General features: G+C 63.6%; 17 protein-coding genes. 11 read left to right on the forward strand and 6 right to left on the reverse strand.

The window, feature by feature from the left end; translation table 11 throughout:
* Positions 1-30: 30 nt before the first annotated feature.
* The 5 genes from KJP28_RS00250 to KJP28_RS00270 all read right to left on the reverse strand — a co-directional run bounded on the left by KJP28_RS00250 (position 31) and on the right by KJP28_RS00270 (position 5,813).
* Positions 31-564: a DUF3035 domain-containing protein gene (locus KJP28_RS00250; protein WP_218390228.1), complete on the reverse strand. Its 534-nt coding sequence runs from the start codon at positions 562-564 to the stop codon at positions 31-33.
* A gap of 66 nt (positions 565-630) precedes the next feature.
* Positions 631-1,098 (reverse strand): signal peptidase II, encoded by a 468-nt coding sequence (gene lspA, locus KJP28_RS00255; protein ID WP_218390229.1) that lies wholly within the window; start codon positions 1,096-1,098, stop codon positions 631-633.
* Positions 1,098-2,687 (reverse strand): bifunctional phosphoribosylaminoimidazolecarboxamide formyltransferase/IMP cyclohydrolase, encoded by a 1,590-nt coding sequence (gene purH, locus KJP28_RS00260; protein WP_218390230.1) that lies wholly within the window; start codon positions 2,685-2,687, stop codon positions 1,098-1,100. Before purH ends, lspA begins: the two co-directional genes overlap by 1 nt.
* Before the next feature lie 20 nt (positions 2,688-2,707).
* On the reverse strand, positions 2,708-4,462 hold the full coding sequence (locus KJP28_RS00265) for a heparinase II/III family protein (protein ID WP_336245283.1): 1,755 nt from the start codon (positions 4,460-4,462) through the stop codon (positions 2,708-2,710).
* A gap of 91 nt (positions 4,463-4,553) precedes the next feature.
* Complete coding sequence (locus KJP28_RS00270) at positions 4,554-5,813, reverse strand: RsmB/NOP family class I SAM-dependent RNA methyltransferase (protein WP_218390231.1); 1,260 nt, start codon at positions 5,811-5,813, stop codon at positions 4,554-4,556.
* Between the two features lie 65 nt (positions 5,814-5,878).
* Here KJP28_RS00270 and KJP28_RS00275 point away from each other — a divergent pair, with 65 nt between their 5' ends.
* Entirely contained in the window at positions 5,879-6,076 is a 198-nt protein-coding gene (locus tag KJP28_RS00275) for a DUF1674 domain-containing protein (RefSeq protein ID WP_218390232.1), read from the forward strand.
* A gap of 18 nt (positions 6,077-6,094) precedes the next feature.
* Here the strand turns inward: KJP28_RS00275 and KJP28_RS00280 are convergent, their stop codons facing one another.
* On the reverse strand, positions 6,095-6,442 hold the full coding sequence (locus KJP28_RS00280; protein ID WP_218390233.1) for a nuclear transport factor 2 family protein: 348 nt from the start codon (positions 6,440-6,442) through the stop codon (positions 6,095-6,097).
* 136 nt (positions 6,443-6,578) lie between these two features.
* Between KJP28_RS00280 and KJP28_RS00285 the strand changes: the two genes are divergently transcribed.
* The 10 genes from KJP28_RS00285 to KJP28_RS00330 all read left to right on the forward strand — a co-directional run bounded on the left by KJP28_RS00285 (position 6,579) and on the right by KJP28_RS00330 (position 15,005).
* Positions 6,579-7,520, forward strand: coding sequence for an ABC transporter ATP-binding protein (locus KJP28_RS00285; RefSeq protein WP_218390234.1), 942 nt, complete (start codon positions 6,579-6,581; stop codon positions 7,518-7,520).
* Positions 7,517-8,278, forward strand: coding sequence for an ABC transporter permease (locus KJP28_RS00290; protein WP_218390235.1), 762 nt, complete (start codon positions 7,517-7,519; stop codon positions 8,276-8,278). The genes KJP28_RS00285 and KJP28_RS00290 overlap by 4 nt, the downstream gene beginning before the upstream one ends.
* A gap of 94 nt (positions 8,279-8,372) precedes the next feature.
* Complete coding sequence (locus tag KJP28_RS00295; protein WP_218390236.1) at positions 8,373-9,170, forward strand: S49 family peptidase; 798 nt, start codon at positions 8,373-8,375, stop codon at positions 9,168-9,170.
* Positions 9,171-9,173: 3 nt separating this feature from the next.
* Positions 9,174-9,335, forward strand: coding sequence for a hypothetical protein (locus KJP28_RS00300; RefSeq protein WP_218390237.1), 162 nt, complete (start codon positions 9,174-9,176; stop codon positions 9,333-9,335).
* On the forward strand, positions 9,332-10,324 hold the full coding sequence (locus tag KJP28_RS00305; RefSeq protein ID WP_218390238.1) for a calcium/sodium antiporter: 993 nt from the start codon (positions 9,332-9,334) through the stop codon (positions 10,322-10,324). Before KJP28_RS00300 ends, KJP28_RS00305 begins: the two co-directional genes overlap by 4 nt.
* Positions 10,321-11,100: an SDR family oxidoreductase gene (locus tag KJP28_RS00310; protein WP_218390239.1), complete on the forward strand. Its 780-nt coding sequence runs from the start codon at positions 10,321-10,323 to the stop codon at positions 11,098-11,100. The genes KJP28_RS00305 and KJP28_RS00310 overlap by 4 nt, the downstream gene beginning before the upstream one ends.
* 312 nt (positions 11,101-11,412) lie before the next feature.
* Positions 11,413-13,293, forward strand: a complete 1,881-nt coding sequence (uvrC, locus tag KJP28_RS00315; protein WP_218390240.1) for an excinuclease ABC subunit UvrC — start codon at positions 11,413-11,415, stop codon at positions 13,291-13,293.
* A gap of 356 nt (positions 13,294-13,649) precedes the next feature.
* Complete coding sequence (gene pgsA / locus KJP28_RS00320; protein ID WP_218390241.1) at positions 13,650-14,327, forward strand: CDP-diacylglycerol--glycerol-3-phosphate 3-phosphatidyltransferase; 678 nt, start codon at positions 13,650-13,652, stop codon at positions 14,325-14,327.
* On the forward strand, positions 14,320-14,568 hold the full coding sequence (moaD, locus tag KJP28_RS00325; RefSeq protein ID WP_218390242.1) for a molybdopterin converting factor subunit 1: 249 nt from the start codon (positions 14,320-14,322) through the stop codon (positions 14,566-14,568). The genes pgsA and moaD overlap by 8 nt, the downstream gene beginning before the upstream one ends.
* Positions 14,568-15,005, forward strand: coding sequence for a molybdenum cofactor biosynthesis protein MoaE (locus KJP28_RS00330; protein WP_218390243.1), 438 nt, complete (start codon positions 14,568-14,570; stop codon positions 15,003-15,005). Before moaD ends, KJP28_RS00330 begins: the two co-directional genes overlap by 1 nt.
* Positions 15,006-15,011 lie beyond the last annotated feature (6 nt).

Below are 15,011 nucleotides of genomic sequence, written 5' to 3' on the forward strand. Positions count from 1 at the left end.
GCGCGTGTGATCGGGTGAGACCGGGGTGTTTCAGTTGTCGAGCCGAAGCGGGTCAGGCGGTGCCGAGGACGTCGGGATCCCGGCGGCGCGCAGCCGATCCAGCTCGAGGTGCTGGTCCAGTTCCTGTTCGGCGTAGCTGTTGTAATAGACGTTCACGTTGAACAGCCGTTCCAGCAATCTGCCATTGTTCTTGCGGCGGTATTCCAGGTCTTCGGCTGCGACCGTCGCCCGGATGTCCGATCCAGCGCCATACCGACCGGCCTGCGCGAGAAGCGCACTTTCCGCTGCGGTCGCACCGCTGTTGGTCGCGGCCTCTTCGGTTCCGCCCAATGCGACGGCGGCGACAGCGAAAGGATTGATATCCGCCCTGTTCGTGCCGCCGGGTGTCGGCGCGGGAAGCGATTCGTAGTCTTCGGGTGCCTCCAAAGGCTTCGTCGGCTTGATCGAAAACTCGTCAGGTGTGTCCGAGCGGATGTTCATCAACTGCGGGTCGCCTTCGGAACAGGCCGACAGCGCCAAGACACCCATCAGGGCCAATCCCGCTATGATCCGACTGGATTGCATCCTTGCCTCCTGCACCCGTTTGGACACTTCTTTACCCCATGAACCACCCGGCGTCACGGGGGGAATCTAGTCCTGTTGCGGCTTTGCAAACAGGATAAGCCCGATTGCCCCCGCGAAGACCGCTATATCTGCCAGGTTGAACGAATAAGGGTTCTGAATGCCGCAGCAGGACATGTTGAGGAAATCCGCGACAGCGCCATAGATCAGACGGTCGATCACGTTGCCCAGCGCCCCCCCGACCAGCACCCCGGCAGAGATCAGCGCAAGTCCCTGCATCCGGTCGCGCCGGACCCAGTAGAGCACTGCCGCGATGATCACCACGGCCACCCCGATCAGGATCCAGCGCCGAGCATCGCCTGCATCCGAGAAGAGGCCGAAATTGATCCCCTCGTTCCACGCCATGCGCAGGTTGAGGATAGGCGGGATCACGTCGATAGCGCCGACTTCCTTCAGGTTCAGGTACTGCACCACGAGCCATTTCGTCGCCTGATCGACGACGAAAACAATGGCCGCGGTGATCCAGAGCCCGCGCATCAGTGACGGAAGTGGCGCATGCCGGTGAAGACCATGGCGAGCCCGGCTTCGTTCGCCGCCGCGATCACCTCGTCGTCACGCATCGAGCCGCCCGGTTGGATCACGCAGGTCGCGCCCGCCTGAGCGGCTTCGAGAAGCCCGTCGGGGAAGGGAAAGAACGCGTCCGAAGCCACGGCCGATCCGATCGCGGGCGATTGATCGAGCCCGATCTGATCCGCCATGCGCTGTGCTTTGGCCGCTGCAATCAGCGCGGAGTCGAGGCGGCTCATCTGACCGGCACCGACGCCAACCGTGGCTTTGTCCTTCACATAAACGATGGCGTTCGATTTCACGTGCTTCGCGACCTTCCAGGCGAACAGGAGGTCTTCCATCTGCGCGTCGGTCGGCGCTTTCTCGGTCACGACCCTGAGGTCATCCATCCCGATGAACCCGTTATCCTTGTTCTGGAACAGGTAGCCGCCCGCCACCTGCCGGATCGTCTGACCGCCTGCGCGGTTGTCAGGCAGACCGCCCGTGGTCAGCAGGCGCAGGTTCTTTTTCGCCGCGAAAATCTCTTTCGCCTCGTCCGATGCGCCGGGGGCGATCACGACCTCGGTGAAAATCTCGGTGATCGCCTTCGCGGTGTCCGCGTCGAGCGGCTGGTTCAGCGCAACGATGCCGCCAAAGGCGGATGTGCGGTCGCAGTCGAACGCCTTTTGGTAGGCATCGAGAAGACTATCGCCCCGTGCGACGCCGGACGGGTTCGCGTGCTTGATGATCGCAACCGCCGGACCGTCCTCGGGCCGGAATTCGGAAACGAGCTCGAATGCCGCATCTGTGTCGTTGATGTTGTTGTAGCTGAGCGCCTTGCCCTGATGGACCTCGGCGGTCGCCACGCCCTCGCGCTCCGACCCATCGACATAGAACGCCGCGTCCTGATGCGGGTTCTCGCCGTAACGCATGGTCTGTTTCAACGCGCCCGCCACGACCCGGCGGCGCGGGTTGGCCTCACCAATGGCCTCGGCCATCCAGCCCGACACGGCGGCGTCATAGGCCCCGGTCCGGGCATAGGCGATCTGCGCGTGACGCTGGCGGAAGGCATGGCTCGTCTGCCCGTCATTGGCGTCCAGCTCGGCAAGCAGGGCGTCGTAATCCTCGACATCGACTATGGTCGTGACGAACCCGTGGTTCTTGGCCGCCGCGCGGATCATCGCGGGGCCGCCGATGTCGATGTTCTCGATCATCTCGTCATAATCCGCACCACGCGCCAGCGCCGCCTCGAACGGATAGAGGTTCACGACCAGAAGGTCGATGCCGCCAATCCCGTGTTCCTCCATCGCCGCGATATGGTCGTCGTTGTCGCGCAGGGCGAGAAGCCCGCCATGCACCATCGGGTGCAGCGTCTTGACCCGCCCATCCATCATTTCCGGGAACTTCGTGACCTCGGAGACGTCCTTGACCGCTACGCCCGCATCCCGAAGCGCCTTCGCGGACCCGCCGGTCGACAGGATCTCGACCCCGCGACCCTCCAGCGCCTTGCCCAGATCGACCAGCCCGGTCTTGTCGGAAACGGAAATCAGCGCGCGGCGCACGGGGTGAAGGTCGGTCATGTCGGTTTAAGTCCCTTGGATCAATCTGGCAGCTCGTCCGGCTCGTCCCTGACAAGGTCGCGCGTGCCAATCGGCGTGTCCTGCGCCTTGGCCAAGGTCCAGCGGATGCGCGTCGCATACTCCATGGCGCGGCCAGATAGAACCACCTGTTTTGACGCACGGGGCTTGAGGCGTGTTTTTTCCAGATACACCGATGGCGTGAGGTGCAATTCCACCCGCCCTTCGAACCGGAACACCCAGATCTCCCCGGATCTCAGCGCCATCGACACGGCGGTCCCGCCCATGTCGAGCGTCGCGTCCACATCCGGGTGAAGATGGAACCGGATGTCGAACGGCACGCCGCGGTCGCCTTCACGTTCGAGCGCGCGCACGAACCGCGCCTGTTCGGCCTCGCTCATGGCCGCCAGCGTGTCCTCGCCCGCCACCATGCGCCCATCCAGCGCCAGTTCGACCCGGCGCACATGGGTCAGCCCGTAACTCCCGACGTAACCGTTATGCCCGGCCACGATCCCGTTCATGGAATCATTGCCCGCTGCACGTGCCTCGACCTCCGAAGGTGGTTCGACAAGTTGGGCGCGCGGGCCTTCGACGGTCGGCTCCGGTGTGCCCAGGCGAGACGACGACATGCCGGTCAGCCCGAGCACCGAATGCGATGGTGTCGCGCGTCCGGCCTTGGCCCAGTCGTCGCCGAAATGTTCGCCCGACCCGCAGTTGACGACCAACGGGCGGCGACCCGATGTGATCTCGATGGCCAAGGTGGAGGCATGGGCGTTGTAGCTCGCCTTGCCAGTCGGCGGCTGGGCCGCGTCCATGACGACCGACGTGCGCCCCGAGGACAGCCGCGCATAGCCCATCGCCAGCCCTTTCGGCTGGGTGTTTCGCGTGCCGGATGCCGCGAGCGCCTGATCCAGACGTCCTTCGATCCCGCGCCCGCCACCGTGAAAACGTGCCAGACCGCCATCCGAATGGCGCAGCGCGCGCAGGGTCGGCGCGATTCGTTCGATCGCGGCGGTATGCGCGGGGTCGGGGCTGTGTCCGGCCTCGACCAGCGCGAGCGACGCCCAGTTCAGAAGCGTGAAGACCTCGAGCAATTCTTCCGGGTTGCGGGTCGGAATGCCCCCGTCCTCGTCGATCTGCGCATCGCACTCCTTGGCGAGCGCCCGTGTCGCCTTGCCCACGTAGTCTCCCATGCCTTCAAGCGCGAGCCCGGCATAGATCAACCCGGTCAGAGCCTCGAACCTCGGCAGACCGGGAGACGTCGCCTGCCAACGGCGGGACAGGAAGATGCTTTGCTGTCCGAGAAGCCGGAAGAACGCCTCCGACTCGTTTTTTTCCGCACCCGTCAGGATGAGCAGCGCATGGCTGATCCAGCGGATCAGACGCCGACCAGCCAGATCTGGCACCCATCCCGGCCCGTTCCCGCGCCCGTAACGCTCGATCCAGTCGAGCGTCCAGTATTGCGCACGCGCCCGTGCCTGCCTGTCTCCAAGCGCGGCGAGGTCGTCAATCCAGCCGAAGCCATGCAAGGCGGCCTCGAAGGCCGGGGTGGGCGGGGTCAGTTCCCAAAGGCTCGTGCCGGGCGCGGCCTGCACCAGATGACCCGCGAACAGGAAATTCCCCGCGACGAGCTGCTTGCCGCGTGCATAGCCGCCGATGGTGCGGGGTTCGGGCTGCGAGGTGAACCCGGTGGCCGGACGCGCGCGTGTGGCCCGCCGCGCATGCCAGCGGTTCAGAAAACGCGTGCCGCGTCCAAGGGTCGGATACTCCTGTGCCACCTGTCCTCGTCTCAGTTTTCCGGGCCTCGGTTTCCGGGGCTGCCCCTTCGCGGGTCTCTGGCGCGCATCCTACAGAGCCGTCTCGGGGGTGTCATGCCTTAACCAGAACGCTGATGAAGAACCCGTCCATCCCGCCGATGTCAGACCAGTAATCCGGCCGCAAGCGAAGCCCCTCCGGCCCGATCCAGCCCGCGTCGATCCCGGGAATCGCAAGTGCGTCCAGGTCGACCGTCAGCCCGTCGTGGCGGCCCACGGCGTCGCGCACCTGCTCCTCGCCCTCGTCGATGAGCAGGCTACATGTGCAATAGATAAGCCGCCCGCCGGGGTTCAGAAGCCCGAGCGCCCGGTCGATCAAATGCTCCTGCAATTCGAACAGGCCGGGGAAGTCCGAGCCGTCCTTGGCCTGCGGCAGGTCGGGATGCCGACGGATCGTCCCGGTGGCCGTGCAGGGCGCGTCGAGCAGAACCGCGTCGAACGGCCCACCTTCGTATTCAAGCGCATCGGCCACGACCAACCCGGCGGACAAGCCGCAGCGCGCGAGGTTCTCCTCCACCCGCGCCATGCGCCCCTCCGAGATGTCCAAAGCGGTCACCTCCGCTCCGGCGGCGGCGAGTTGCAGGGTCTTGCCCCCCGGTGCGGCGCACAGGTCCAGCACCCGCGCCCCGGCCTCCGGTGCGAGCACCTTGGCGGGGATCGCAGCGGCGGCATCCTGCACCCACCAGTCGCCCGACTCGAAGCCGGGCAGGCTTGAGACCTGTCCATAATCCGCCAGCCGCACCGACCCCGTGGGCGTCAGCATGCCGCCAAGCGCGTCGGCCACGGCTCCCGCGTCTGCCTTCACGCTGATATCGAGCGGCGCGCCCCGGTAATGCGCGGCTTCCATCGCCTCGACAGCCGGCTTGCCGTAATCGTCGGTGAGCGGCTTTCGCAGCCACTTCGGCAGCCGCGGCACCGGCAACCTCTCCCAGCCCTCGGGGTCGATCTGCCGCAAGACCGCGTTGACCAGCCCGGCCATCCCGGCCGTCTTCTTGTCGGCCCGCGCAAGGCTCACCGCCGAATTGACCACACCATGCGATGCCTCGCCCATCTCGCAGATCTCGGCCACGCCAAGACGCAAGATGTTGAGAATGCGCGGCGGCGGGCGTTTGCGCAGATGCGGCCCCAGCGCCCGGTCGGCGCGGTCCATCACGCGCAACGTCGTGGTGACGAGCCGTTGGGCGCGGGCACGATCGGGCGGGGCGAGACGTGCAAGGCGCTTGGGCGCGACCTCGGACAATAGCCGCTTGTCCTCGGTCACCGCGCCGATCAAATCGAGCGCCACCTTGCGCAGAGCCGTCGGGTCACCCGCCATAGCCGATCCTTTGCCAATCCACCCGGCAGGGCCTATATCATGCTCAGCATCGAAGGAAGTCCGAGATGAGCGACGAGACCCAGAAAGACCCGAAACCCGATCTGCCCCCCGCCGCGCTTCGTGCATTGGCCGAGGCTGAGGAACGCCGAAAGGCCGCTGAAGCGGCGGCCAGCGAATTGCCGAAGGAATACGGCGGGCGCGACGGGCCTGAACCCGTGCGCTACGGGGATTGGGAGAAAAAGGGCCTCGCCATCGACTTCTGATCGCGGCGAAGTTCGCGCTTACGACCCGATGGGTTCCTGCCGGTGATGGGTCAGGAGCCATTCCCCGCCCATCTTCACATAGGTGCTGTCGCATTTGGCGACATAAATCGCCTCACCGTTCTGCCAGCCTTCGGCACGGTATGTCAGCCGCACCTTGTTTCCCAGCATCTCGCGGCTGCGGTCGAAGAACACGACCTTTTCCCAGCGCGGGGCGTTCTCGAGGGCGGCAAGGATCTGCGGCCCCTTGAGCGTCCCGGTCGGCTCGGGAAATTCCATCACCGCATCCGGCACCATGTTCGCACGGTAGAAATCCGGCCCTTCGAGCCAGAAATTCTCTTCTTCGGCCCAGAAGCTCTCAGTCTTCATAACGTCATCTGTGTCCATCATGGGATGGTAACGCAAATCGCCCCCGGAAGTTCAACGTTACGTCGGTCGCCCCGGCCTCTGGTCGTTCCGGATCACATGCCCTATCTGTTGTGAGCGCAAACAGGGGGAGAGACGGATGGCTCCGATCATCTCGGTCAAGGACCTTACCAAGACCTACGAAAACGGCTTCGAAGCGCTGAAAGGCATCAACCTCGACATCGAAGAGGGCGAGGTGCTCGCGCTGCTGGGCCCGAACGGTGCGGGCAAGACCACGCTGATCTCGATCATCTGCGGGATCGCGAACAAGTCGGGCGGGAGCGTGACCGTGGGCGGCCACGACATCACCCGCGATTTCCGCAAGGCGCGCGACATGATCGGGCTTGTGCCGCAGGAAATGGCAGTCGAGGTGTTCGAGAAAGTCATCGACACCGTGAAATTCTCGCGCGGCCTCTTCGGCAAGGGCAAAGACCCGGCGCATATCGAACGGGTCCTGCGCGACCTCACCCTGTGGGACAAGAAGGACAACCGCATCCGCGAATTGTCCGGTGGCATGAAGCGCCGCGTGATGATCGCCAAGGCATTGTCCCACGAACCCCGCGTTCTGTTCCTCGACGAACCCACGGCGGGCGTCGACGTGGAGCTTCGCAAGGAGATGTGGGACGTGATGCGCGAACTGAAAAAATCGGGCGTCACGATCATTCTCACTACGCATTACATCGAGGAAGCCGAGGCGATGGCGGACCGCGTCGGCGTGATCTCCAAGGGCGAGCTTCTGGTGGTCGAGGAAACCGACTCCCTCATGAAATCGCTGGGCAAGAAGGTGCTGGAAATCGAACTCGACAAACCGGTCGACGACGTGCCCCCGGCGCTTGCCCAGAAGGGTGTCACGCTCTCACCGACCGGCAAGCTCGTCTATACCTATGACACCGCAGCCGAGCAGACCGGGATCACCGACATTCTCGCGGACCTTAAAAAGGCCGGCTTGCGCCTTGCCGACCTGTCCACCAAACAATCGAGCCTCGAAGACATCTTCGTGGACCTCGTCGCGCAACAGAAGGCCGAGGAGGACGCGGCATGAATCTCACGGCAGTCGCCTCGATCTACAAATTCGAAATGGCCCGAACGTTCCGCTCGATCTTTCAGAGCGTGATTTCCCCGGTGGTTTCGACTTCGCTCTATTTCGTCGTGTTCGGCGCCGCGATCGGTAGCCGGATCGACACGGTCGAGGGCATCCAGTACGGCGCGTTCATCGTGCCCGGCCTGATGATGCTCCAGATGCTCATGCAATCCGTGACCAACGCGGCGCTCGGCATCTATTTCCCGAAGTTCATCGGCACGATCTACGAAGTGCAGTCTGCGCCGGTTTCGGTGATCGAGATCGTGATGGGCTATGTCGGGGCGGCGGCGACGAAGTCGATGATGATCGGGTTGATCATCCTCGCCACGGCCTCGCTTTTCGTCGACCTCCAGATCCAGCACCCCTTGGCCATGCTGGCCTTCATGGTATTGACCTGTATCAGCTTCGCGCTCTTCGGGTTCATCATCGGCATCTGGGCGGGGAATTTCGAGCAGTTGAACCTGATCCCGATGCTGGTGATCACGCCGCTCGTCTTCCTGGGCGGGGCGTTCTACTCGATCTCGATGCTGCCCGAAGCGTGGCAGACCATCGCGTTGTTCAACCCGGTCGTTTATCTCGTCTCCGGGTTCCGCTGGTCGTTCTTCTCGATGTCCGACGTGTCGGTGGGCCTGTCGCTCCTGGCCATCGCGGGGTTCCTGATCCTTTGCCTCGCCGTCATCACGTGGATCTTCAAGACCGGCTGGAAGCTTCGGTCCTGATCCGCATGAGCGAACCTGACGTCGCGGCCACATCGTTGCACAATTAGCCGTGTGGGCCTTGTGGCCCCCATGACCCGCCTCTACATCGGACAGCATGAAACGCTGGATCCCCTTCATGACACCCGACCCGGTGGTCGCGGTCATCCGCCTGCATGGGCAGATTTCCACGGGCACGCGCGGGCAGCTCAACGACGTCGCCATGGCCCCGGCCATCGAGCGCGCCTTCCGCAAAGGCAGCCCCAAGGCCGTCGCGTTATCGATCAATTCGCCCGGCGGAAGCCCGGTGCAGTCCTCGCTCATCGCAGCCCGGATCAAGCGATTGTCGGAAGAGAAGGAAATCCCGGTCTTCGCCTTTGTCGAGGATGCCGCGGCCTCGGGCGGCTACTGGCTCGCCTGCGCGGCCGACACGATCTACGTCGACCGCTCGTCCATCGTCGGCTCCATCGGCGTCATCATGGCCAGCTTCGGCTTCGCGGATTTCATCGGCAAGCACGGGGTGGAGCGTCGGGTCTATACCTCGGGCGAGTCGAAATCGCAGCTCGACCCGTTCAAACCCGAAGACCCGAAGGACGTGGAGCATATCAAGGAGATCGGCGGCGACATCCATGACGCTTTCATCGAACACGTCAAAGCGGCGCGGGGCGACCGGCTCTCGGATGATCCCAAGCTCTTTTCCGGTCAGTTCTGGACCGGCACCAAGGGCATCGAACTAGGGCTCGCGGACGAGATCGGGCATCTGGTCCCTGTGATGAAAGAGAAATTCGGCAAGGACACGAAATTCGCGGTCTACGGGCCGAAGAAATCGCTGTTCCGTCGCTTCGGCGCGCAGATCGCGGAAGATGCGCTCACCACGCTGGATGAGCGCACCGCCTGGTCGCGGTTCGGGCTCTGATCCATGATCATCAAGATCATCTCGCTGTTTCTGATCGGTATGCTGGTGCTCGCCATTTTCGGGCGCCTGCGCATTCCCGGCGTGACCAAGCTGTCGAACCGGAAATGCCCGAAATGCGGCCGCCCCCGTCTGGGCAAGGGCCCTTGTGACTGCGGTCATTCATGATCGTCGATCTGCTCTACGCCTCCCTCGGCCTCGTGATCCTGCTTCTGGCCGGTGACAGCCTCGTCAAAGGCGCGGTGAACCTCGCGCTCAGGCTGGGCATCCCGGCCCTGATCGTATCGCTCACCGTGGTCGCGTTCGGCACCTCCGCACCCGAGCTTCTGATCTCGGTGCAAGCTGTGCTCGACGGCGTGCCGGGCCTCGCGCTGGGCAACGTCGTAGGGTCGAACACGGCAAACATCTTGCTCGTCCTCGGCATACCAGCGCTCCTGAAAGGGCTCGAGACGAAGAACTGCGATTCCAAACGCAACTACGTTCAGATGATGGCCGCCTCGGTCCTCTTCATCGCGCTCGCCTTCAGCGGCGCCTACGGCTGGTTGCAAGGTCTCATCCTGCTCGCCGGCCTCGCCTTCATGCTCATCTCCGCGTCCCGCGCCGCCATGTCCCATAGGCGCGAAATGGTCGCGATAGCCCAAGCCAAAGGCAAGGATATCGACGAAGCGGTTCTGGACGAACAGGAAGACCTCGAAGGCGTAGACCCGGACCTTCCGGGGTGGAAGATCGCGCTGTTCCTCGCCCTCGGGCTGGTCGGCCTGCCGCTTGGCGCGAGCCTCCTGGTGGACGCCTCGACCAATATCGCGCGAGATATCGGCGTGTCCGAAACCGTGATCGGGCTGACACTCGTTGCCGTGGGCACCTCGCTCCCGGAACTCGCGACCACCGTCATGGCCGCTTACCGCCGTCAGGCCGACGTGGCGATCGGCAACGTGATCGGCTCGAACATGTTCAACCTGCTGGGCATCATCGGCATCGCCGCGCTGGTCGGCCCGATCCCGGTCGACCCTGAAATGCTTCGCTTCGACATGTGGGTGATGCTGGCGTCCTCCTTTCTCCTCGCCCCCTTCGTGTTCAAAGGCTGGCGCATGGGCCGCCGCTGGGGCCTTGCCTTCGCGGCGCTCTACGTCGCCTATGTCTGGGCGGTGCTGGCATGAGGGCGGCACTCGTCACCGGAGCCGGCGGTCGTCTCGGCCGCGCCATGGCGATCACGCTGGCCGAGAAGGGCCTCGACGTGGCCGTCCACTACGGCCATTCCGAAGACGGTGCCGAGGAAACCCGCACCGCCTGTGAGGCGCTGGGCGTGCGCGCCGTGACGCTACAAGCCGACCTGCTCGACCCGAAGGCGGTCGACGGGCTGATCGCCGCCGCAACGAAGGCGTTGGGCAAACCGCTCGACCTCCTCGTCAACAACGCCTCGATCTTCGAATACGACACGCTCGACACGGCGACGGCGGAAAGCTGGGACCGCCACATCGGCTCGAACCTCCGCGCGCCCTTTTTCCTGACCCAGGCCTTCGCGGCGCAGGCCCCCGATCCGGCCACTGACGACCGGGGCGAACCCATCGCACAGGCGCTCGTCGTGAACATGATCGACCAGCGGGTGAAAAAGCTCACCCCGCACTTCATGACATACACCATCGCCAAAATGGGCCTCTGGGCCTTCACCCAGACCGCGGCGCGTGCGCTTGCCCCGCGTGTCCGGGTCAACGCGATCGCCCCCGGACCGACACTTCAGGGCGCCCACCAGTCGGACAAGGACTTCGCCCATCAACGTCAGAACACCGTGCTCGAACGCGGCTCCGACCCGGACGATATCACGGGCGCGCTTTTGTATTTCATCTCCGCAAAAGCGGTTTCCGGTCAGATGATTGCGACCGATGGCGGTCAGCATCTCGGGTGGCAAACCCCCGAAATCCTCGATCGCGACTGACCTGCATCAACCCAGTAGATGTGACGCAAGGTCGCGACTTGTGCACGGTGCTTGGGGCTTGCCGAAATCAAACATGAAAAATTGCGGATTATCAGTTATTTACAAAACATACATATTTTTAGGTAGCAAATTCAAATACTTAGATGTCCGCCTAAAAATTAAGCAAGTTACGGGAATGCTTGTGAAACAAGGGATTTTCGCAAAAGCGGGCTTTTCTTCCACGAACTTATCCACAGATTCTGTGGAGTTGTTTTCACTTGTCGCCACCTCGGTATCATTGCAGCCAGAACGAAGAATCAGCGAGCAGACCTGATGACCGACACCGATCCCAATGTTTCCACGGATACAAAACGCACAGGTCACGCCGTGATCGCGGAATATGTGCGCCAGTTGAACAATGCGCCGGGGGTCTACCGGATGCTCGACGGGCAGGGGCGGGTACTCTATGTCGGCAAAGCCAAGAGCCTGAAGAACCGCGTATCCAACTACGCCAACCGCTCGGGCCATTCCGCCCGGATCGCGCGGATGATCTCGCAGACGGCGTCGATGATGTTCCTCACCACGAAGACCGAGACCGAGGCGCTCCTTCTCGAACAGAACCTTATCAAGCAGCTCAAGCCGCATTTCAACGTGCTCCTGCGCGATGACAAATCCTTCCCGAACATCCTCGTCACGAAAGACCACGCCTATCCCCAGATCCGCAAACATCGGGGCGCGAAGAAGACAAAGGGCGCCTATTACGGCCCCTTCGCCTCTGCCGATGCGGTGAACCGCACGCTGAACCAGTTGCAGAAGGTGTTTCTCCTGCGAAACTGCTCCGACAGCATGTTCGAAAGCCGCACGCGCCCCTGTCTGCTCTACCAGATCAAGCGCTGCGCCGGCCCCTGCGTGGGCAAGGTGAGCGAAGCCGATTATGCCGACCTCGTGAAGGACGCCGAACGGTTCCTGTCAGGCCGCACGACCAAGGTGCAATCGGAACTGGCCGAAGAGATGCAGGCGGCCTCCGACGCGATGGAATTCGAACGCGCAGCGGCCCTGCGCGACCGGATCGCGGCGTTGACCAAGGTCCAAAGCTCCCAAGGCATCAACCCGCGCGGCGTGACCGAAGCGGACGTGATCGCTCTCCACATGGAGGGCGGGCAGGCCTGCGTGCAGGTCTTCTTCATCCGCGCCAACCAGAATTGGGGGAACAAGGATTTCTACCCCAAGACCGGCGCGGGCGCGGACGAGGCCGAAGTGCTGCGCGGCTTCATCGGCCAGTTCTACGACACCAAGGAACCGGCGCGGACGCTGCTCTTGTCACACGACATCGAGGAACGCGACCTCATGGCCGAAGCGTTGACGGAAAAGCTCGGGCGCAAGGTCGAGATCGCCGTGCCCCAACGGGGCGAGAAGATGGAACTCGTGTCCAACGCCGCCCGCAACGCCCGCGAGTCGCTCGGCCGGAAAATGGCCGAAAGCGCGACGCAGGCGAAACTGCTGTCAGGTCTGGCCGAAGCTTTCGACCTCGACGCCCCCCCGGCCCGGATCGAGGTCTACGACAACTCCCACATTCAGGGCGCACATGCGGTCGGCGCCATGATCGTGGCCGGCCCGGACGGCTACATGAAAAGTCAGTATCGGAAGTTCAACATCAAGGGCGACGGCCTGACCCCCGGCGACGATTTCGGGATGATGAAAGAGGTGCTGACACGTCGCTTCAAACGGCTTCTGAAAGAAGACCCGGATCGCGAGTCCGAAGCCTGGCCCGACCTCCTCCTGATCGACGGCGGGGCGGGGCAGGTGTCCGCGGTTCAGCAGATCATGGAGGATCTCGGCGTCGAGGACATCGCCATGATCGGCGTCGCGAAAGGCATAGACCGCGACGCGGGCAAGGAGGAATTCCACCGCACCGGCAAACGCCCCATGGCGCTCCGGCGCAACGACCCCGTGCTCTACTTCATCCAGCGCCTGCGCGACGAAGCCCACCGTTTCGCCATCGGCACCCACCGCGCGAAGCGGTCCAAGACGATTGCGGCCAACCCTCTCGACGATGTGCCCGGTGTCGGCGCAGGACGGAAGAAGGCGTTGCTGGCGCATTTCGGCTCGGCCAAGGCGGTGACCAACGCGTCGCTTGACGATCTGAAAGCGGTGAAGGGCATTTCCGCCGCGCTGGCCGAAACCATCCACGGGCACTTCCACGAAAACGGCTGACACCGCCTCGCGCGACCGATCGCCGGGCGCGGCTCTCCTGTTCTCATCGCCCCGGTTTCATCGTGCCGAAAATATGCTCGCCGAAGGCAGCGCCGTGCGGCACGCGCGGCGGTCCGCGACGAGGCGCAGCCTCGGCGCAATCCCTGTCGGAACAGCGAGAAGATGTCCGAATCCAAATAAGAAATGAACGCGCCGTGCGTCGGTGTCATGCTTTCGCGGTGCTTGGTCGTGCGTATCCGCATCCATACGTAATCCATACGTGTTCCATACGTCCGCCATAGCCGGCATTTCGGCTCCCTGAAAAGGTAAACGCACCGCCCCTTTCCCCCGGCGACGCGGCGCGATAGACCTTGGCCATGCGTTGGACCGTGCCCAATATCCTCACCGTCGCGCGGCTCGTCGCCGTGCCGCTTCTGCCCATCATGTTCCTGTTCTTCTACCGGCCATGGGCGGATTACTACGCCATCGCGGTCTTCGTGCTGGCAAGCGTCACCGACTGGGTCGACGGCTACCTCGCGCGCAAGTGGGGGCAGGAAAGCCTGTTCGGCGCAGCGATGGATCCGATTGCCGATAAGGCATTGGTTTTAATGGCACTTCTGGTGATCACCGCCTATTCCGGCCTCGCTGTATGGATCGTGCTTCCCGCCGGGATCATCATCTTCCGCGAGGTGTTCGTCTCCGGCCTGCGCGAGACGCTGGGCGACAAGGCGCGGGCCCTCAAGGTCACCGGACTGGCGAAGTGGAAAACCACCGTCCAGATGGTCGCGCTCACCCTGCTCTTTGCGAAAGGCGTGTTCGAACATTATGTGGGGATGCAGAGCTACGGCATGGACGAAGCGATCTTCGAGGGCGTCGTGTCCGGCGAAATCGAGGACGAACTCGGCCTTCGCTGGAAACTGACCGGCATGAACTGGACCGGCAACGCTGGCGTTTTCCTGCTCTGGGCGGCGGCGCTTCTGACCGCGATCACGGGCTGGGATTACTTCCGCAAGGCGCTTCCGTTCCTGCGTGAGCCGGAGGGAAAAGATGATTGATGTCATGTACTTCGCCTGGGTCCGCGAACGGATCGGCGAGCCGCGCGAAGCGGTCGAGACCCAGGCCGCGACTGTGGTGGATCTGGTCGAGGAACTGAAGGCGCGTGAGCCGCGTTACGAGGCCGCTTTCGCCGACCTGTCGGCGCTGCGCGTCGCGCTGGATCAGGAGCTTTCCGACTTCGACGCCCCGCTCGACGGGGTGCGCGAGGTCGCGTTCTTCCCCCCGATGACGGGCGGCTGATGGACATCCGGGTCCAGACCGAGCCGTTCTCGGTGGGCGATGTGCTCGACGGTTTCGGCAAAGGCTCGCACGACATCGGGGCGGTCGTCAGCTTCACCGGCATCGTGCGCGACACCGGCGGCCTGACCCGCATGGTGATCGAGCACTATCCGGGCATGACGGAACGCGCGATTAACGAGATCGCAAGCGAAGCGATGGAAAGATGGTCGCTCGCGGATTGTCTCGTCATCCACCGGCACGGCACACTCGTACCGGGCGACCAGATCATGATGGTCGCGACTGCCAGTCGCCACCGCGCGGCGGCGTTCGAAGCGGCGGAATTCCTGATGGACTACCTGAAATCCCGCGCCCCGTTCTGGAAGAAGGAATTCGGCCCGGACGGTGCTGAATGGGTCGCGGCCAAGGATGAGGACGAGGACGCGTTAAGCCGTTGGTAACGCTGC

Source organism: Maritimibacter dapengensis (genome assembly GCF_019218265.1).
Taxonomy (GTDB): domain Bacteria; phylum Pseudomonadota; class Alphaproteobacteria; order Rhodobacterales; family Rhodobacteraceae; genus Maritimibacter; species Maritimibacter dapengensis.